General features: G+C 60.2%; 15 protein-coding genes. 8 read left to right on the top strand and 7 right to left on the bottom strand.

Annotated features, from left to right (window positions below):
• Nucleotides 1-462 precede the first annotated feature (462 nt).
• Nucleotides 463-1,692, bottom strand: a complete 1,230-nt coding sequence (locus CAL20_RS21660; protein ID WP_094823173.1) for a nucleoside recognition domain-containing protein — start codon at nt 1,690-1,692, stop codon at nt 463-465.
• Nucleotides 1,693-1,830: 138 nt separating this feature from the next.
• On the opposite strand from CAL20_RS21660, the gene CAL20_RS21655 reads away from it, so the two are divergent.
• Nucleotides 1,831-4,047: an acyl-CoA dehydrogenase gene (locus tag CAL20_RS21655; RefSeq protein ID WP_218830727.1), complete on the top strand. Its 2,217-nt coding sequence runs from the start codon at nt 1,831-1,833 to the stop codon at nt 4,045-4,047.
• 23 nt (nt 4,048-4,070) lie between these two features.
• Here the strand turns inward: CAL20_RS21655 and CAL20_RS21650 are convergent, their stop codons facing one another.
• On the bottom strand, nt 4,071-5,003 hold the full coding sequence (locus CAL20_RS21650; protein WP_176456589.1) for a LysR substrate-binding domain-containing protein: 933 nt from the start codon (nt 5,001-5,003) through the stop codon (nt 4,071-4,073).
• 256 nt (nt 5,004-5,259) lie between these two features.
• On the opposite strand from CAL20_RS21650, the gene CAL20_RS21645 reads away from it, so the two are divergent.
• The 7 genes from CAL20_RS21645 to CAL20_RS21615 all read left to right on the top strand — a co-directional run bounded on the left by CAL20_RS21645 (nt 5,260) and on the right by CAL20_RS21615 (nt 13,156).
• Nucleotides 5,260-6,387 carry a mandelate racemase/muconate lactonizing enzyme family protein gene (locus CAL20_RS21645; RefSeq protein WP_094823170.1) on the top strand — a complete coding sequence of 376 codons (1,128 nt, stop codon included), beginning with the start codon at nt 5,260-5,262 and terminating at the stop codon, nt 6,385-6,387.
• Entirely contained in the window at nt 6,384-7,475 is a 1,092-nt protein-coding gene (locus CAL20_RS21640) for a mandelate racemase/muconate lactonizing enzyme family protein (RefSeq protein ID WP_094838988.1), read from the top strand. The genes CAL20_RS21645 and CAL20_RS21640 overlap by 4 nt, the downstream gene beginning before the upstream one ends.
• Before the next feature lie 82 nt (nt 7,476-7,557).
• A complete protein-coding gene (locus tag CAL20_RS21635) occupies nt 7,558-8,751 on the top strand; it encodes an ABC transporter substrate-binding protein (protein WP_218830726.1) in 1,194 nt (397 codons plus the stop codon).
• Between the two features lie 18 nt (nt 8,752-8,769).
• Nucleotides 8,770-9,627, top strand: a complete 858-nt coding sequence (locus tag CAL20_RS21630; RefSeq protein ID WP_094838987.1) for a branched-chain amino acid ABC transporter permease — start codon at nt 8,770-8,772, stop codon at nt 9,625-9,627.
• Nucleotides 9,627-11,444 (top strand): branched-chain amino acid ABC transporter ATP-binding protein/permease, encoded by a 1,818-nt coding sequence (locus CAL20_RS21625; RefSeq protein ID WP_217903943.1) that lies wholly within the window; start codon nt 9,627-9,629, stop codon nt 11,442-11,444. Before CAL20_RS21630 ends, CAL20_RS21625 begins: the two co-directional genes overlap by 1 nt.
• Nucleotides 11,425-12,156, top strand: a complete 732-nt coding sequence (locus tag CAL20_RS21620) for an ABC transporter ATP-binding protein (RefSeq protein ID WP_094838986.1) — start codon at nt 11,425-11,427, stop codon at nt 12,154-12,156. The genes CAL20_RS21625 and CAL20_RS21620 overlap by 20 nt, the downstream gene beginning before the upstream one ends.
• 7 nt (nt 12,157-12,163) lie before the next feature.
• Entirely contained in the window at nt 12,164-13,156 is a 993-nt protein-coding gene (locus CAL20_RS21615; RefSeq protein WP_094823701.1) for an SMP-30/gluconolactonase/LRE family protein, read from the top strand.
• Here CAL20_RS21615 and CAL20_RS21610 read toward each other — a convergent pair.
• The 5 genes from CAL20_RS21610 to CAL20_RS21590 all read right to left on the bottom strand — a co-directional run bounded on the left by CAL20_RS21610 (nt 13,121) and on the right by CAL20_RS21590 (nt 18,602).
• Nucleotides 13,121-13,642, bottom strand: a complete 522-nt coding sequence (locus tag CAL20_RS21610) for a MarR family winged helix-turn-helix transcriptional regulator (protein WP_094823166.1) — start codon at nt 13,640-13,642, stop codon at nt 13,121-13,123. The two genes, CAL20_RS21615 and CAL20_RS21610, sit on opposite strands and share 36 nt — an antisense overlap.
• Nucleotides 13,623-15,935, bottom strand: coding sequence for a xanthine dehydrogenase family protein molybdopterin-binding subunit (locus CAL20_RS21605; RefSeq protein ID WP_094823165.1), 2,313 nt, complete (start codon nt 15,933-15,935; stop codon nt 13,623-13,625). Before CAL20_RS21605 ends, CAL20_RS21610 begins: the two co-directional genes overlap by 20 nt.
• A gap of 9 nt (nt 15,936-15,944) precedes the next feature.
• The gene (locus CAL20_RS21600) at nt 15,945-16,613 is read right to left on the bottom strand and encodes an isochorismatase family protein (protein ID WP_094823164.1); all 669 of its coding nucleotides are present in this window, start codon (nt 16,611-16,613) and stop codon (nt 15,945-15,947) included.
• Nucleotides 16,610-17,695 carry a 2,5-dihydroxypyridine 5,6-dioxygenase gene (locus tag CAL20_RS21595; protein ID WP_094823163.1) on the bottom strand — a complete coding sequence of 362 codons (1,086 nt, stop codon included), beginning with the start codon at nt 17,693-17,695 and terminating at the stop codon, nt 16,610-16,612. Before CAL20_RS21595 ends, CAL20_RS21600 begins: the two co-directional genes overlap by 4 nt.
• A gap of 67 nt (nt 17,696-17,762) precedes the next feature.
• Entirely contained in the window at nt 17,763-18,602 is an 840-nt protein-coding gene (locus tag CAL20_RS21590) for an alpha/beta fold hydrolase (protein ID WP_094823700.1), read from the bottom strand.
• Nucleotides 18,603-18,773 lie beyond the last annotated feature (171 nt).

Genomic DNA, 18,773 nt, shown 5'->3' with positions numbered 1-18,773 from the left:
CGTCCGCCGTGTAAAAGGGGTGCCGGGCCTATCGCCGCGACTCGGCCCATGACCAGGGGCCTCGGCCCGCTTCGCGGGCTAAATCGCGGCTCTACGGCCCGGCACCCCTTTTACACGGCGGACGCCGGCTCGCGGTAATGACACATTACGGGTGCCTCTGCGGTTTCGGGTATTGGTGATGGTGGCGTTATTGTCTTTTGAACCGGTGGTTGTGTGTTGACGTAACGATGGGATCTTTGACCACGGCAATCAGCGTCCTATGCATGCCACGACTGTGAGTTGCTGCCGGGGGCCTGAGAGCCGTGCCGGCCCGTTGAGCGACGGGTAGTCCGCGAAGCGGACCTCGGCGCCTGGTGTTGCGCCGAGCCGTTGCGATAGGGCCGGTGCGGCTCTTAGGCCCCCGGCAGCAACGTTTTCACAGCGACGTCATCTGCCCATCGATGACGCTTTATCCCAAGCGAGTTAACCAAAGAACCAATAACACACCGCAATAGAAGCCAGCACCCCCGCCAAATCGGCAATCAGTGCACACCCGACGGCATGCCGGGCGCGCAGGATGCCGACGGAGCCGAAATAGACGGCGAGGACGTAGAACGTCGTTTCCGTGCTGCCCTGCATGATGGCAGCGAGCAGGGCGGGGAAACTGTCTACCCCGAAATGCGTCATGGTCTCCAGCATCATCGCGCGCGCAGCGCTGCCGGAGAAGGGCTTGACCAGTGCAGTGGGCAACGCATCGACGAAGCGGGTGTCCCAGCCCGCCGCGTGGGCCAACCATCGGATGCCGTCGAGCACGATATCGAGGGCGCCCGAGGCACGCAATACGCCGACAGCGCAGAGCATCGCGACCAGATAGGGCAGAAGGCTTTTGGCGACGTCAAAGCCATCCTTGGCGCCGGCAATAAAAGTTTCGTATACCGGGACGCGTTTGCAGGCACCGACGATGAGGAATGCCAGCAATACGCCGAACAACATCAGGTTGCCCAGCAACGAGGACAAGCTGGCGATGGCAGCGGCCGACATACTGGCCAGCAGGGCCATGAATCCACCCAGCAACAACGCTGCGCCACCTAGCCAGGCCAGGGAGACGGGGTCGTAGAGCTTCAGCCGTTGGCACATGGCGACGGCCAGCAGACCCGCAATGGTCGAGGCGCTGGTGGCCAACAGAATCGGCAGGAAGACCAGCGTGGGATCCGCTGCACCCTGTTGGGCGCGGAACATGAACAGCGTGACCGGCAGCAGCGTCAATGACGAAGCATTGAGCACCAGGAACAGGATTTGCGCGTTGGTGGCGGTGTCTGGCTTGGGATTCAGCGTCTGCAGCTCGCGCATGGCGCGCAGGCCGATCGGGGTGGCGGCATTGTCCAGGCCCAGGCCATTGGCGGCAAAGTTCAGCGTGATCAGGCCGATGGCAGGATGGCCGCGCGGAACCTCGGGCATCAAGCGGGCGAACAGCGGACCAAGCAGCGTCGCGAGTTTCTCGACCAGGCCGGCGGACTCGGCGATGCGCAAGAAACCCAGCCATAGCGTCAGCGTGCCGAATAACAGCACCATGACTTCGACCGAGACGCGCGCCATGTCGAACAGGCTGACCACGATCTGGCGGAAAACCTCGGCGTCGCCGATGAACAGCCAACGGTAGGAGGCGGCTGCCGCAGCAGCAAGAAAGAATCCCAACCAGAGTTTATTGAGCATGACAAATGGCAAGAGCAGCGTGAAAAAAGCCGTTCGCGGCGAGGCTCATTGTCGCAGACTTGGCAGGTCTCGGGGATGCCGCTGGCCGGCAATTCTGTTAACTTGGTTACGTACGCGCACTTCTATACAAGGTTGCATATGGATTTCAATGCCTGGCGCCGTCGCCGTATTTCTGAGCCTGCCTACCGCTGGGCCCGCAAGGCCATGCCCGGCCTGTCCGACACGGAGCGAGAGGCCATCGAGGCGGGCGATGTCTGGTGGGACGCGGATCTGTTTACCGGTGACCCTGACTGGAACAAGTTGCTCGCCGTGCCGCAGGCGACCTTGACCGTTGCCGAGCAACAGTTTCTGGATGGCCCTGTGGCGCAATTGTGCGCGATGCTCGACGAGTGGGATATCACCTGGCATCAAGGGGACTTGCCTGAGGCAGTCTGGCAGTTCATGCGCGAGCAGCGTTTCTTTGGCATGATCATTCCAACCTCCTATGGCGGATTGGGGTTCTCGCCCTATGCGCATTCTGAGGTCGTGCGGCGCATTTCCGCGTATTCCATCACCGCGGGCGTGACCGTGATGGTGCCCAATTCTCTGGGACCGGGAGAACTATTGCTGCAGTTCGGTACGCCTGAACAACGCGATTATTGGCTGCCGCGTCTGGCCGATGGGACCGAGGTGCCGTGCTTTGGCTTGACGAGCCCCGAGGCGGGTTCGGATGCGGCATCGATGGTCGATACGGGTGTCGTGTGCCGCCAAATGGTAGACGGTAAAGAGGTATTAGGGATTCGTCTGAACTGGCACAAGCGATACATCACGCTGGGGCCGATTGCGACGGTCTTGGGCCTGGCGTTCAAGCTGCAAGACCCCGATGGCTTGCTGGGCGGCCAGGTGGACGTGGGAATCTCGGTGGCGTTGGTGCCGACGAATACGCCCGGGATCACGATAGGACGTCGTCATTTGCCGTCCATGCAGGTATTTCAGAACGGTCCGAATCAGGGCGAGGATGTTTTCGTCCCGCTGGATGCGTTGATAGGCGGAACGGAAAAGGCCGGCCATGGCTGGCAGATGCTGATGAGTGCGCTGGCGGCAGGGCGCGGGATTTCGCTGCCTTCTCTGTCGGCCGCAGCGGCGGTGTACAGCGCCCATGTGACGGGCATGTATGCGCGCGTGCGTCAGCAGTTCGGGATTGCGGTAGGCCGCTTCGAAGGCGTGCAGGAAAAGTTGGGCCGTTTGGCGGGCAACGCCTACCTGGTCGAGGCGGCGCGCCGGTTGACGTGCGCGGCGTTGAATCAGGGGCACAAGCCAGCGGTGGTGTCGGCGATCATGAAATACCACGCCACCGAACGTATGCGAGAGGCGGTGAATGATGCGATGGATGTGCATGGCGGCAAGGCCGTCATCGATGGACCGTCGAATTACTTGGGATCGTTGTATCGGGCCCTGCCTATCGCCATTACGGTAGAGGGCGCCAATATCTTGACGCGCTGCCTGATCATTTTCGGACAGGGCGCGATTCGAGCGCATCCTTACTTGATGCAGGAGGTCTTGGCATTAGGAGACGAGGACGACGAGCGTGGGCTGCAGACATTTCATGACGTGTTCTGGCGTCACCTCGCGCATAGCGCCAAGAACGGCTTGCGTGCTTGGAGGCGGGCATGGACCGGCGGTGTGTTGGCACGCGCGCCGTCAAGTGGGCCTGTTGCCCGGCAATATCGCAGGTTGAGTCGTTATGCGTCGGCATTTGCATTGGTCGCGGATGTCTCGATGGGAACGTTGGGCGGCGCGTTGAAGCGGCGTGAAATGTTGTCGGCTCGCTTGGGGGATATCCTGGCGGAGCTGTATTTGCTGTCGGCGGTGCTCAAGCGCTGGGAGGACGAAGGGCGCTGCCATGCAGATCTGCCATTGGTGCTGTGGTGTATGGAGGACGGGTGCGCGCGTTTGGAAACCCGATTTGACCAGGTGCTGGCGAATCTACCAAAGCGTCCCTTGGCTTGGGTGTTGCGAGCGATAGTGCTGCCTGTGCGTTTGAATCGTGGTCCCAGTGACGCGCTGACGCGCGAGTGTGCCGATTTATTGTTGGCGCCATCGCCTACGCGGGATCGGTTGACTGCCAACTTGCAGCGCGGTGAGGGCGACGATGTGTTGGCGCAATTGGAGCGCGCATTTGGCTTGGTCAACGCGGTACAGCCACTGCACGACAAGCTTAAACGCGAGGGCGTGCAGGACTGGCGCGAAGCGCATCGCGGCGGGGCGATTACGGATGCTCAAGCACGTCAGATCGAGGCCGCCGAAGAGGCTGTCAGGCGCGTCGTGGCGGTGGATGATTTCGAGCCGGGAGCATTTGCGCGGCCGCCTGGTTGATGGTGTGGGGAACGTTTCAGGCTTTAAAGATTGGCTTCGCGTGGCAGCGAGTCCTTGAGCGCGACTGCGGTTTTCTTTAACGCCGCGACAAACAACTGCGCGGGCCGGGAGAGCGGCGTGTTATTGGGCAGCAACAATTGGGCCTTGACGGGCATGCGCGGTTGAAATCGAATGGTGGCAACTCCCTGATTGCGGCCAGTCAGCAAATAAAAGGGGTCGATAATCGCTACGCCTGCACCGGAACGCGCCAGCGAATAGGCGACAGCGGTCAACGTCACTGACAGCGCGATTTTTCGTTTGACGCCTGCAATGCGATAGCTTTCCTCGATCAGGGCACCCAGTGGCAGGTTTTTATCAAACGATATCAACGGATAGGGCTCCAGATCCCGCGGGGTGACAACAGGCAGCTTGGCCAGCGGACAATCTTCAGGCACGACACAAACCAGTTCGGCCTCGCACAAATCAGTCAGACGGCCTTCGATCATTCGTCCGTCCTGGCTGAGCGGCGACAACACGATGCCGAAGTCCACGCGTTCCTGGAACACACTGTCCGATACGCTGACGTTGTCGGTCGCGATGACTGATATTTGAATCTGTGGCCAGTCTTCGCGGAACCGGACACTCGTCGGGGCCAATAGGTTCTCTGCGATGGTGGGCACCGTCGAAATCTGGACCGAGCCTTCGGTCAGCTCTCGCATGTCGTCCACCAGCCGGTTGACACGAGCGATGCTGTCAAAGATGCGATTGAGCTCACCCATGATTTCCAGCGTTTCGCGTGTGGCCTGTAAGCGGCCACGCTTGCGAACAAAAAACGGAAACCCTGCCTGCAAGGCACACTCACGCAGCAGCAAGCTGACAGCAGGCTGAGAGATTCCCAGTGCCGATGCGGCTTCGCCTACGCTGCCGTATCGACTGACGGCGCGTATGACCTCCATTTGACGTACGGTCAAATGCATCGTGTCCCCCTTGGCGGCCTGGCCAATTTTTATATGGGCTGCATGTTTGCGGAGCCCTCCGTGTGACTGAACGCCGCGGCTATACATCAGCGCGGTACACGGTGAACATAAGTCTAGCTTATCTTTGAATTAGTCCACTTCGATTGTTTTTGCTTCGGGCGGCTTTTACAGTCATTGCATCTGATCGGTACTGACGTTGATGCCGCTGCAAACCTCAGTACCTCATCTGTCGCACGATAAGAAGAGGAGCAAACGCATGAGGATTGTGTCAGTGGAGTCTTCCGTGGTGTCGCTGCCGTTTGACATGGGAGGCCCCTATGCCCGGTTTGCAGGAAAGCTGTGGGACCGGCTGGAGATACTCCTGGTCCGGGTGGAGACGGAGGACGGATTGGTAGGATGGGGAGAGGCGTTTGGCCATGCCGCGATCCCCGCCACACGTGCCGCACTGGATACGATTGTGGCGCCGCTGGTGATAGGCAAACACGCAGGCGATATCTCGGCCCTGACGCGCAGTGTGCTGCATTCCACCCATTTGCTGGGCCGTAATGGCAGTTACGTCTACGCGTGGTCAGGAATTGAAATCGCGCTATGGGATTTGCTGGGCAAACGCGCTGGACTGCCTGTGCATCAATTGCTGGGTAATGGCAGCCGTACGCAGCTCGAGGCCTATTCGAGTTTGCTGGCGTATGGCGATGCCGAAATCGCTGCTCGCAACACGCGTGCAGCAGCCGATAGGGGGTTCCGCTACGTCAAACTGCATGAAACGACGCGGGATGCCCTGGTGCGATCGAAAGAGGCGGTCCAAGGCCGGGATGTCCAGATTATGATGGACGTCAATTGTGCCTGGGATGTGCCTGATGCGCTGGACATGGCACAAAGTATGTGTGGCGACGGAATGTACTGGTTCGAGGAGCCCGTCTGGCCGCCTGAAGATGCGCAGGGGCTGGCGCGGGTGCGTGCGTGTGGCATCCCCATCGCTGCCGGCGAGAACGTGGCCGGATTGCAGGGATTTCGGACCTTATTGGAGGCCGGGGCCATTGATATTGCGCAGCCCAGCGTGACGAAGATCGGCGGGATCGGCGACACCATGAGAGTGGCAGCGCTGTGTGCAGCGAACGGCGTGCGTGTCGTGCCGCATTCGCCGTACTTCGGGCCGGGTTTTATCGCCACGCTGCATATTGGCGCAGCGCTGCCCCAGCCGCCCTTGATCGAAGTGCTGTGGATGGATATGGAGGCAAATCCGTTTGCACCCTATGTGCATGCCGTGGACGGGATGTTGAACGTGCCCCAAGGTCCTGGCTTGGGCTGCGATCCCGATGCAGAAGTGATGTCGCGATATCGCGTCGGAGACGTGCATCGCATTACCGAAGAGGCCTCCGTATGAAAGTCGTCAAGCTGGAAACCCGCCCGATAGAGATCGCATTGCAAGAGCCTATCATCAGTGCGTTGGGGCCGATCTCAACGTGTGGCGTCGTCCTGGTGCGCCTGTATACCAGTGATGGGGTGGTAGGCGAGAACCTGGTGTTCACGTTAAATAACCGGCGTACGGGGGTGTTGCACCGCATGGTCGATGAATTGGCGGACCTGGTAATGGGACAGGATGCCGGCCACATCGCGGGGTTCTGGTCGCGTGCCTGGAAAGATCTCAATTTTTTCGGCCAGAAAGGTATCCCTGTCATGGGGATATCGGCCATTGACGGCGCGCTATGGGATGCCGCCGCCAAATCGGCAGGCTTGCCGCTGTATCGCATGCTCGGGGGCGCACAGGACCGCGTGCCCGTCTATCACAGTGGCGGGTTGTGGCTGCATCGCAGCGTAGACGAGCTGGCGCGCGATGCGCAGCAGATGGTGGAACAAGGTTTTCAGGCGGTGAAGATGCGACTGGGCTCGCCCGATCCTGCCGTCGATGTACAACGGGTGCGTGCGGTCCGCGAGGCCATCGGTCCGCATATCAAATTGATGGCCGATGCCAATCAAGGGTTGAACGAGGCCCAGGCCATCCGGTTGGGACGGATGCTGGAAGAATATCAACTGGCCTGGTTCGAAGAGCCGTTACCCGCCTGGGATCTGGAAGGTCTGGCGCGAGTGGCGGCCGCCCTGGATACGCCTATCGCCAGCGGTGAAACGGAATATGCGCGTTATGGATTCCGCCGCATGATCGAGTTGCGCAGCGCTGATGTGCTGATGCCGGATTTGCAGCGTGCGGGTGGCGTTTCGGAATTCATGCGAGTCGGGCATATGGCTGCCGCTTATGACATTCCCGTCTCGAGCCATCTGTTTCCCGAAATGAGTATTCAAGTGCTGGGCGCATTGAGCAACGCGATATTCCTGGAGTACATGCCGTGGTTCTCCGATTTGTATCAGGAGCGCCTTGAATTCGAAGACGGGATGGCAATCGTTCCGCAGCGCCCAGGCTGGGGGTTTACGTTTGATCTGGATCGTATTGCGCATTTGGAAAAACGCGGCCGTTAAATCTCGGCTGTGACGATGACGCAGGATGGCAGACAGGGGAACCCCGCGCCATTCAGCCGTGACAATCCTTAGGAGACAACAAATGACATTTTCTCGTCGTGACTTTGTGTTGGGCGCCGCCGGCGCATTGGGCGCGTCGGCATTAGGCATGCCCGCGCTGGCGCTGGCCGCGAGTGAAGACCTCAAGATAGGTTGGCTTGCCGCGTTGACCGGACCGAGTTCTGCACCGGGCGTGGGGTTCAATCGAGGTGTCGAGTTTGCTGCGCAAGCGATCAACGCGGCAGGCGGAGTGAAGGGACGCAAGATCGTGATCGTTACACGCGATACGCAGGGCGATCCTACTAAAGCAGTCAACGCAGCGCAGGAGATGATCAACTCGCAAAAAGTGCACGCCATTTGGGGACCGACGAACTCTGGCGAGTCTCTGGCGGTCACGCCGATCATGGCTCGCGCCAAGATGCCGAATATTCATCCCTGCGTCATAGATAGTTTGGTGAACACGGACAAGTATCCCAATGCGTTTCGTATCTCTCCCTCGAACAGTCAATGGGATGATGCGTGCCGGAATTATTGCCTGAAGGTACAAAAGTATTCCAAGATCGCCGTCATCGGCGACACGACGGGGTACGGCGTGAGTGCGACCAAGGCATGCGTAGCCAATTTCAAGAAGGATGGCGCGGAAGTGGTGTACTCGGCCAACATCGACGCGACACAAGCCGACATGTCGCCTGACATGACGCGCGCGCGCGATGCCGGGGCGCAAGTGATCGTGATCTGGAGCGTCTCCACCGGGATGGAGGCGCGTCTGTTCAATACGCGAGCCCATATGGGCTGGGATGTCGCCTTTGTCGGCCATCCCTCGCTGGCATCGGGCGAGTTGCGCACGCTGGTGGAGAAGCCGGAGAACTGGGACAAGGTCTATGCAGTGGGCTACAAGAGCGCCAGTTATGACGTCAACGGCAAGCTGCCCGCGCATTCGCAGGAGTTCCTCGACATGGTCAAAGGCAAGGTCAGTCTGGAAGACACGCTGTACTGGTGGGTGGCGGCTGGCTACGACGCGATTGAACTCGTGGCCAAGGCAGTGCAGGCAACGGGCTCCTCGCAATCCAAAGACATCATCGAGTATTGGAATAGCCTCAAAGCGTACCCCGGATATTTTGGGACTTATACCTACTCGCCCACAATCCACAACGGCTATCCCACCGAGGAGGTGGTCATGTCCGAGGCCAAGTCTGCGCGCAACGGGACATTCGCATTGGCGCCGGGTTATCAATAACACCGAGAGGACGCAGTCATGCTGGCTTCCATTATCAGCTCCGGCCTCGCGGTCGGGGCGGTGTATGCCCTGATCGGCATCACCTACAACACGATGTATTCCACGTCCCGTGTCATGAGCTTTACGGCAGGGCAGCTTGGAATGCTGGGCGGTGTGTTCGGGTCTTTGTTCATGTTGCGCATGGGCATGTCTGGCCCGGTCGCATTCGTATTGACCTTGGGGCTATGCGCGTTGGTCGGTGTGATCACCGAGTTTGTCGCCGTGCGGCCTGTGCTGAAAAGCCTGGACCAACATTTGTACGTACTGTCTACGTTGGCATTGGCGCTGATGATCCAACAGGTGACGGCGATTGAATGGGGCACCGAGCCCCAGCCTTTTCCGCGCTTGTTGGCCTGGGGGTCGGGACCGTTGGATGAGAGGTTCTGGCTGCCCGTCGCGGCATGCGTGATTGTGGTGCTGGCCTTGGAGTATTTATATCGGCGTACGTTGATCGGCCTGGCTTTTCTCGCCGTGGCGGAGAACAACTTTGCTGCACGTTCTATCGGGTTGCCGGAGCGGCGCCTGCGGGTCATCAGCTATGCCCTGGCAGGCGTGATCGGAGGCATCGCCGGGTTTGCCGCGGGACAGCTGATGTTGGCTTTTTTCGCCAACGGCCCGTTGTTGAATTTCTACGGCTTCGTTCCTGTGGCGCTGGGCGGGCTCGGCAATAATCGCGGCGCAGTGCTGGGGGGTCTGGCGCTTGGGCTGTTTCAACAGGCGGCGAACTTTACCGTGGGCGGAATTTTTGCGTCGATTGCCGTGTTCGTCTTGTTTATCGTGGTGTTGATGGCCGTGCCGCAAGGCATTTTCGGCTCTAACTCTGCGCGGAGAGTGTGATGAGCGCACACGCAAAGACTTATCGAGCAACCCCTCAAGCGATGGAGCGTCATCCGATGACTCAGGGCCAGGGCTGGGCGCGCATGTTGCCGTTCATCGTATTGCTGGTGCTGGCGATCGCATTGCCTGCATTAGGGAATACATACTGGACGGTGATTGCAACGCGCGCGGCGATTTACTGGATATTGGTATCGGGGCTGAATCTGATTGTCGGCTATGCGGGCCAATTGGCGATCGGCTACGTGGCGTTGTTGACCATAGGGGCATACACGGCCAGCGCATTGGTGGCTGGCAACGTGTCCGAGCCGTGGGAGCCGTTTACGGCGCTGGCGGCGGCGGGCGCGGCGGGGGGGCTGTTTGGCTTGATTGTCGGCTTGCCGGCGCTGCGGCTGCGCACGTTTTATTTTGCGATGACCACCTTGGGGTTCGCCACGATCGTGACGCAGATTGCTCTGGCCTGGGAATCGGTGACGGGCGGTGGAATCGGTGTGCCGGGGCCTGCTATGCCGGCGCCGTTCGATTCCGATCAAGGCTTGTATTACCTGTGCCTGGGCATCGCCGCGGTGGCGACCATATTGACGGCAAACGTCGCACACAGCCGGTTTGGACGGGGATTGATCGCCATCCGCGACGCGGAAGTCGCTGCAGAGGCGTACGGCATTTCCAAGGCCAAGTTATTGGCCGCCGTCTTTGTGCTTGCAGGCGTGCTGGCCGGTATCGCGGGAGGGCTGTTCAGTTCACTTCAGACGTACATTACGCCCGAGGCGTTTACGTTCGAACTGTCGGTATTGTTTTTTATCTCTATCCTGATCGGTGGACGCAGTTCTATCTTGGGCCCGCTGTTGGGCACCCTGATCTTGACCGTTTTGCCGGAGATCGCCGCACCGTTGGCAGCTTGGTCCAATTTCTTATACGCGCTGTTGCTGTTGGTGATTGTGCTGGCAATCCCCGGTGGAATTGCATCTTTGCTCGATTTTGGAGGACGCAGCCCCCTGCCCGCAAACCGGCGCATACAACCAGAGCTGGGGGCTGTGCGCCAGATTTTGGCGGATGTGCCTCGTGATGGGCGCATCGTATTAAAAAATCTGCATTTATCGTTTGGCGGGGTCAAGGCGATCAACGGTTTGGACCTGCAAATCAACGGTGGGCAGGTGCATGGCTTGATCGGCCCGAATGGCAGTGGGAAAACCACGACGTTAAATGTGATCTCGGGGTATTACCGGCCCCAAGAGGGTCTGGTGACGGAGGGTGGCACGGAAGTCCCCTCGGGACAGCCCTTGGGCAGAGCCAGGCGCGGATTCGCACGGACGTTCCAGACGCCGCGCATCGTGGGTGATACCTCAGTCCTGAAGAACGTCATGGCGGGCGGATATACGCGCGCTCGCGGTACGTTCCTGGAGGCCTTGTTGCGGGTGGGCAGGCATCGAGAGGACGAGCGCGGATTGCGAGAGATGGCGGAATCGGCATTGAGAGCGGTGGGGCTGTCGCATTTGGCTCACGTGCGCGCCGATCGCTTGCAGCATAGCGAATTGAGGTTCCTGGAACTGGCGCGTGCGTTGATGCTGCAGCCCAGGTATCTGATGCTGGACGAGCCTGCCGCAGGCTTGACCGGAGACGAGATCAAGCGTCTGGGTGACATCATCAAAGAGATCAGCCGCTGCGGAACGGCAGTGTTGCTGGTGGAACACCACGCAGACTTGATCTTTGATATCTGTGATCACGTCACCGTACTGAATCTCGGGTCGGTGCTGGCCAGCGGCACCCCGCAGGAAATCCGCACGCATAAGGAGGTGGTCAGTGCATACCTCGGAGCCTAATAGCCTGCTGCAGGTGCAGGGTCTGAATGCCGGCTACGGCAAGATTCAAATCCTGCACGACGTCGATATGATCGTGAAGCCCGGCGAAATCGTGGCGCTGCTGGGGCCCAATGGAGCAGGAAAGAGCACGTTGATGAGGGCGTTGTCTGGCCTATTGCCATGGATGTCCGGCGACGTCGTGTTTGCAGGGAAAAGCTTGCGTGGCGCGACGCCGCGTGATGCGGCGCAGGCGGGCCTGGTGCACGTGATCGAAGGGCACCACGTCTTTACGCAGTTGTCCGTGCAGGACAATCTGGCGCTGGCGGGATATGACATTTCCCGGACTGAACGCCAGGAACGCATCCGGGATGCCCTGGCGTTCTTTCCGGAGATCGAGGCGAAACGCCATGACCGCGCAGGCGCATTGAGCGGCGGACAGCAGCAGATGCTGGTGGTGGCCCAGGGACTGGTGAAGCGGCCACGCTTGCTGATTCTGGACGAGCCTTCTGCGGGTTTGTCCCCGGTCCTGGTTGACCGTGTGTTTGAGGTCGCGGCGCGTCTGCGCGATACTGGGACATCCGTGTTGCTGGTCGAGCAATTGGTCGAAAAATCCCTGGTCCTGGCCGACCGCGTTTATGCCATGGCGCATGGGCAAATTGTTCTGCAAGCGGATACCAGCGAGACGGATTTGCAAGCCCGGCTGGAAGATGCATATTTTGGTCAACACGCGTGAAGCACCGATGAATTCGACTAAACCCATTCTGGCCCCCGATCCATCCTGGCGCGTCAGCCCTCGTTATCCTGACCCGCGAGTGCAGTCCCTGGATCCGCGTTTTGATAAGTACCGGCTGTTTCATGCCGCGGTGGAGATGTTGGCATCCGGTTCTCGATGGGCCGAAGGTCCGGTATGGTTCGGCGATGGCCGCTACTTGTTGTATAGCGATATCCCGAATAATCGCATGCTGCGTTATGACGATGCCTCGGGCCATGTCACGGTGTTTCGTGAACCATCCGGTTATGCCAACGGTAACACGCGCGACCGTCACGGCCGGCTGATCACTTGTGAACATGGCAATCGCCGTGTGACGCGTACCGAATACGACGGGCGTACCACGGTGCTGGCGGACCACTTTGAAGGAAAGCGGTTGAATTCGCCGAACGATGTCGTCGTGAAATCGGATGGGTCGATCTGGTTTACTGACCCGCCGTTCGGGTTGAGCAGCGACTACGAGGGCGATAAAGCCGAACCAGAACTGCCAGAGCGTGTCTACCGGATTGATCCTTCCGGCAAAATCAGCGTCGTGGCCGACGACGTGGCAGGACCCAATGGTTTGTGTTTCAGCCCTGATGAAACCTTGCTGTACATCGTGGCGTCGCGTGCGAGACCAAACCGCACGGTTCGCGTCTATCGCGTGTCGGGCGCAGCGTTGTCAGACGGGCGAGACCTGATTGATTGCGGACCCGGCACCGCAGACGGATTGCGTTGCGATGAGGACGGGAATCTGTGGTGCGGATGGGGAATGGGAGCCGAGGAACTGGATGGCGTGCGCATATTCGCACCCGATGCCACGCCGATCGGACACATTCATTTGCCGGAGCGCTGCGCGAATCTCTGCTTTGGCGGTGCGAAAGGAAACCGGCTGTTCATGGCCGCCGGAAAGGGACTGTATAGCCTGTATGTGAATACGCGCGGCGTATCAAGTGCAGATGTGATTGACGTCGGGATATTTTGAGCTGCCTTCGGATTCGGTGATTTTGCGCAGCAGATACAGTAACGCCACGCGTTCTGCTTCATTCAACGGTCCGAACGTTTCTTCGGTGATGGCGTGGGCAAAGGGCTGCATCTCGTTGACGAGTTGTGTGCCTGCCTCGGTCAGCGAGACCATGACTTTTCGCCGATCGGAGGGATCGGCCTGCAAGGTAATGAGCTCGCGGTTCTTGAGCCGGTCGACGACGCCGCGTATGGTCGCCTGGTCGATGACGGTGGCTTTGACCAGATTGGCGATGGACGCCGGGCCGTCGTCATTGAGTGCGCACATGACGACGAACTGAGCGACGGTCAGTTTTGAGTCCGGAATGAATTTTTGAAAAAGTGCGGTGTGGCGTTGGTAGGCGCGGCGCAACAGGTGTCCGACCTGCGACGAAAACAGGTAGGGGGCCGAATTGTCTTTGTCCGACTGGTCCGGCGATGGCAGTGATTCAGGCGTAGAGGTCGGCATGGGCACTTCTAGTGTTATGCATGGCGTGGCGCAGTTTTTCTGGAGTATACGGTGGCGCGCATAGACGTAGCCCTGTGGCGTCGAATAATGCGTTGGCGACTGCCGGCGCGCCAGGAAGCGACGCCGATTCGCCTACGCCCATCGGCGGCTCGTCCGGGCGCGCCATGAGCAGCACGTCGATCTGCGGGATTTCTCCGAATTTAATAATAGGATAGGCGCCCCATTCCCGGCTGGTAACTCCCTGCGGGCCAAACGAGACTTGCTCCAGCAGCGCGCGGCTCAGCGCCTGGATAACGTTGCCGTGGACCTGATGCCGGACGCCGTCGGGATTGATCATCATGCCGGCGTCGTGGCCAACCGTGATGCGATCCACGCGTACGTGCCCGCTCAGCGGGTCGACGCTGAGATCCACAACCCATGCGGCCCATGCGGCCCCAAACCCTGGAAACTTGCTGTGGATATAGCGCGCGTAGGCCATGCCTCTGCCATGCAATAAACCATCGTCTGCGGGGATCCCTCGGCTGCCGGCCATGAAGGGCTGCCAGCGAGCACGTTTGGCCGTGGCCATCAACAGGTCGCGAGCACGTACATCGTCCAGATGGCGCAGGCGATATTCGAGCGGGTCTGCCCCCGCCCGATGCGCGAGTTCATCAATCATGCATTCGTGCGCGTACGCGTTCGGCAGGGCGGATACGCCGCGCAGCCACGAGGCACGCACCAGCGGCGGCATGTCGTGGCAGACGATCTGCAAATGGGGATATCGATAGGGCGGCATCGCTGTGCGGTCGCCCATCTGCAGGGTGCGGGGTTGATTGGAAATACTGCCTGTTAACAAGAGCGCCAGCAGCGGGGCATCGTTGGAGGGATACCGTACTCCGAAATCATAGGCGAGCAAATTACCCTCGGGATCGATCGCAGCTTGCACGTCGACGAGCTGGGCGGTGCCTTTGGGTTCCCACTGGTGTTCTTGTTCACGCGTGAGTTGCACGCGTACCGGTGTGCCAGTTGCCATCGCCAGCAGGGCGGCATCGCCACAGACGTCGTCGGCGCAGTTTCTGCCATAACAGCCTGCGGCTTCAAGGCGCACGATTTCAATGTTGCCCTCGCCCAGTTTCAACAGACGGTCGAGATCGGTGCGCAGCATGTGCGGGTTTTGAGTGCCGGACCAGATCGTGAGACGGTCTGCGGTGTAATCTGCGACCGCGCAGGACGGGCCGATCGATCCATGCATCTGATAGGGCCAGACGTAGCTGCGCTGGACCACGCGATTCGGGCTAGCCTGTGCCGCCTGGGCCAATTCGAGGTTTGTATGCCCCTGATGGTGCAAGGGGCGCACCTCGGACGGGTCGGCGCGTAATGCCGCGTCCAGATCGCTCAGGTCAGGAGCCTGCGGGATGTCGCGCCATTGGACCTTTAGGGCGCGCATGGCGGCGATGGCTTGTTCTTCGCGGTCAGCCACCACGCCGACGAAATCCCCTTTTACGACCACCTGCACGTTGCCGGGCAGGTGCGCCACGGATGCGGTATCGACCGATATGAGGCTGGTTCCGACAAAGTCGCCGCCGTCACGTCCCGGATAGGGCGGGCGGACGACCCGGCCGTGCCGCATGCCTGGTATGCGTACGTCATGGACGAAGGTGAGCGCACCGGTGGCCTTGGCGGGAATATCGACACGCGCGCGGCCTTGCCCCGTCAGTTGATACTCGGATGCAGGCTTGAGCACGACGTCTTCGGATAGCGTGAGCCGTTCACGCCTGCCGCGAATCAACTCGCCGTAGTGGGCCTGGCGAGTATCCGTTTGGTCCTTGAATACGATGAGGCCCTGGCGCGCCTGCAACGCCTGAACGGATACGTGCCAGTGCTCAGCCGCCAGCCTCAGCAGATGCTCGCGAGCCTGGGCTGCGGCACGCCGCAACGGAACGGCGGAGATCTGGATGGTGGCGCTGGCAATGGTAGGGCCCTGATTGGGACAGGCCTCGGTATGGCCCAGCACCATGTCGAGCTGCTCGAATGGAATGTCGAGCTCGTCGGCGACGATCTGTGCCAGCGCGGTGCGTATGCCTGTGCCCAGATCGACATGTCCGTTAAAGGCCAGGGCGCGCCAGCCCGCCGCCGTCCCAGGAGCATCCACGACGGCGACGAATATCTCGGGCGTGGCGGGCACGTAATCCGATGGCGCGCCGGGTTGGCCTGACGCCGGTTTTGGAGGCGCGACCGGATTGCGCACAATCAGCAGCGTGCCGTACTGATCGAGCAATCCGTCGTGCAGCAGCTTGGGCTGGGGCAGGCTCATGGGATCAGCTTAGCGTGACAGCGCCTCGATGTCGATGAGGGCTTGGTCCAGCGGCATGACTGCCGCATATTTCTGTGCCATGTCGAACAGGTTTGCATCATGCGGACCCAATGCGCGGTCACCGACGCAATCAGACACCACCAGCGGGCGAAAGCCGGCTTGCATGGCATCGACGACGCTCGCGCGCACGCAGCCGCTGGTGACGCATCCTGCGACGAGCAAGGTCTGTACACCGCGTTGCGCGAGCCACGGCGCCAGCATGGTGCCATAGAACGCTGAAGGTGTGCTTTTGCGTACGACGTATTCACCCGGGGCTGGCGCGAGTGCAGGCACGATGGCGCTGGCCGGGCTATCCTCTTTGAGGGTCAGCATGCCCGGAACCTTCAGGCAAAAGATATTCTGATCGGCGTCGTCATCAGCAAAGACAATGCGGCTGTGCGCGATCGGCCATCCTTGAGCGCGTGCGTGAGCAAGCAAATGGGTAGTCTGGCTGATAGCTTGCGGGATGTTGCCGCCGCCAAACACCTCGGGGTCGGCGAATCCATTGACGAAGTCCACGATCAGCAGGCCGAAAGGAGCTTTGAGCGGCAAGGGGGTGCCGAAGCCCTGCCGTGCGTAGGCCGAGACATCGCCTTGTACGCCGCCCGTGGGAATGGTTTGTGCGGATTGTGTGCTCATCGGACGATGCCTTTTAATTGGTTGCGCCGTTCGGCGCGTGCCAGCCCTTCCTGGTCTTGGACAATGCCGTCGATGACGGTCGGTTTGCCATCGAGTTTGACCGTGCAGCGGCGCATGGGGATGTCGATGTGGCAGGCAGTCGTACGCTGGCCGCCGGCTTCGTTGTTGGGCCCCATGGACCACAGGAAATTGCCCTCGAACGCGCGCGCGTCCATACCGATGTGCGATTCCTTGTCGTAGTGGGCCAGCATCGACCAGTGTGCGCGAGGTTGAAGGCCCCAGCCCACATGCGATACGGCATAGGCCTCGGGGTCTTCGTAGGAAGCCATGTATTCGCGCAGGATCTCTGCCTGCAGTCCGCCTTCGATGGCATGCACGTAGCCGTTTTCGATAGTGAGTTTGATCGGGTCGTGCACATATTCTTTGAGCGGCAGCAGAATGTCGCCACGGTCCAGCACGACAACGCCCCGGCTTTGGCCTTCGTTGGGCCATGTCAGTACGAAACCGCTTGGCCAATGATCCCAGCGCCCCGGCTGGTCGACGAAACCATACTCGCAAATGACGGGGAATTCTCCCAGCTGGCACCGCAGGTCGGTGCCAGCTTGTGAGGTGATATGCATCTCCTTTGCCGCCTGGATGCGTTCAGAGGCGTTGACGACGCGCGTGCGGTCCTCTGCGGTGGGTACTAGACGGCACAGGATTTCGGGCGGCTCGACAGCCAGCAGGATTTTTGTGCCGCCGCTCAGGATCTCGTGTTGCTCGGGCGAAAACAGCAGCGTCATGAGATCCAGCACGAGATCGCTGGCCTTGAGCGCGGCAATCGCAGCAGGGTTGCCCGTGAGCGGCGTGGTGCCCAGATAGGCGAGCGAGTCGCGCGACAACGATTTTTCCGCGTTGACGGGCGGCAAGTCCAGACGATTGACCTTGGCGCCCATATCGCTGGCCGCGGCAATGGCGCAGCGCAGGGTTTGCGGGTGCGTGTCGGCGCCGGTCAGGACAGTGACTGTCTGGCTGGGCTCGAGTTTGGATAGAGTGAGAACCTGTTTCCAGGCTTGAATCAAATCGATATCGCTCACGGACATGGTGGACTCCGGTGTGATACGAGGTGGGCGGACATGGGGTTGAGGTGGGGAGCAGCCCCTATCGCGATCAATCCAGTGTTTGTCCCAGGAAGTCGCCAAAGGCGGCATAGAACCCGGTTTCGTTGTCCCAGGGAATCATGTGTCCGGCGCCGGGAACGCGTACATGCTGTGTCTGGGGGGCGAGCGTCTGCCACTCAGCGACATCATCGTCGTTGACGACGTCGCCGCGTTCGGCAGTCATCAGCAACAATGGTATGTGGATATGGGGCAGATCCGCATGAATATCATCGCGGCCGAAATCTTCGAAACTCTGCACGATGGCGGGCTCGTAGCAGGTATGCAGCCATTGCGCACGCAAGCGTAATTGCGGCTCGGTCCACGTGGGGCAAAAGGCGCGCATCGCGTCCGCATCCATGCCCAGCGTGGCTTGACGTATGGAGTCCACATACCACGGCAGTTTGGCAGGGTAGGGACGCCGGCCCGGTCCGGACACAGGAGGGTCGACAGCAACCAGCTGTGTGAGTCCGGTGGGTTGAGCGCGCGCGGCGCGTATTGCGATACGTCCGCCCATCGAGTGGCCCACCAGGGCGTAGCGTTGCAGATCCAGCGCCTGGGCAAAGGCCAGCACATCGGTGGCCTGGGCATCCAGACCATAGTCCAGACCAGGGCCCGATGCAGACAAGCCGCGGCCGCGCACGTCGAGCACATAGGTGTCGAAATGCCGGCCAAGCCGTTCGGCGACAAAACCCCAGGTCACCGCAGGGCTGGTAATGCCGGGAATGAGCACGACAGCCGGGCGTTGTACGGGGACAGTGTCTGCGCCATAACGCAGATAGTGCTGACGGATTCCATTCGCATTGACATGCGCGCCGTAGCGATAGGTCGATGATGGGGAGGACGCTGGCACTTTGGTCTCCAGAGAGTGGAAAGTCGGCACGGCTCGGGCCCGATTCTGAATCCCGCGCAAGGCGTTGCTCGACGAAAATACAGTGTAGACGCTCAATATATAGAAATAAAACTGATGTCGCAATGTTCTCGACGATATGTTGGGAATTAAAAAAATCTAGGGAAAATACCT

It is taken from the genome of Bordetella genomosp. 4 (assembly GCF_002261185.1).
Classification (GTDB): Bacteria; Pseudomonadota; Gammaproteobacteria; order Burkholderiales; family Burkholderiaceae_B; genus Bordetella_A.
Note: the sequence above shows the minus strand (reverse complement) of the source record. Positions and strands in the feature narration are given on the sequence as shown.

Excerpts from the sequence above, each read along its gene's own strand:
- CAL20_RS21655 (WP_218830727.1), top strand. The coding sequence starts at position 1,831 with ATGGATTTCAATGCCTGGCGCCGTCGCCGTATTTCTGAGCCTGCCTAC.
- CAL20_RS21630 (WP_094838987.1), top strand. The coding sequence starts at position 8,770 with ATGCTGGCTTCCATTATCAGCTCCGGCCTCGCGGTCGGGGCGGTGTAT.
- CAL20_RS21610 (WP_094823166.1), bottom strand. The coding sequence starts at position 13,642 with ATGCCGACCTCTACGCCTGAATCACTGCCATCGCCGGACCAGTCGGAC.
- CAL20_RS21640 (WP_094838988.1), top strand. The coding sequence starts at position 6,384 with ATGAAAGTCGTCAAGCTGGAAACCCGCCCGATAGAGATCGCATTGCAA.
- CAL20_RS21635 (WP_218830726.1), top strand. The coding sequence starts at position 7,558 with ATGACATTTTCTCGTCGTGACTTTGTGTTGGGCGCCGCCGGCGCATTG.
- CAL20_RS21645 (WP_094823170.1), top strand. The coding sequence starts at position 5,260 with ATGAGGATTGTGTCAGTGGAGTCTTCCGTGGTGTCGCTGCCGTTTGAC.
- CAL20_RS21650 (WP_176456589.1), bottom strand. The coding sequence starts at position 5,003 with ATGCATTTGACCGTACGTCAAATGGAGGTCATACGCGCCGTCAGTCGA.
- CAL20_RS21595 (WP_094823163.1), bottom strand. The coding sequence starts at position 17,695 with ATGTCCGTGAGCGATATCGATTTGATTCAAGCCTGGAAACAGGTTCTC.
- CAL20_RS21625 (WP_217903943.1), top strand. The coding sequence starts at position 9,627 with ATGAGCGCACACGCAAAGACTTATCGAGCAACCCCTCAAGCGATGGAG.
- CAL20_RS21615 (WP_094823701.1), top strand. The coding sequence starts at position 12,164 with ATGAATTCGACTAAACCCATTCTGGCCCCCGATCCATCCTGGCGCGTC.
- CAL20_RS21660 (WP_094823173.1), bottom strand. The coding sequence starts at position 1,692 with ATGCTCAATAAACTCTGGTTGGGATTCTTTCTTGCTGCTGCGGCAGCC.
- CAL20_RS21605 (WP_094823165.1), bottom strand. The coding sequence starts at position 15,935 with ATGAGCCTGCCCCAGCCCAAGCTGCTGCACGACGGATTGCTCGATCAG.
- CAL20_RS21600 (WP_094823164.1), bottom strand. The coding sequence starts at position 16,613 with ATGAGCACACAATCCGCACAAACCATTCCCACGGGCGGCGTACAAGGC.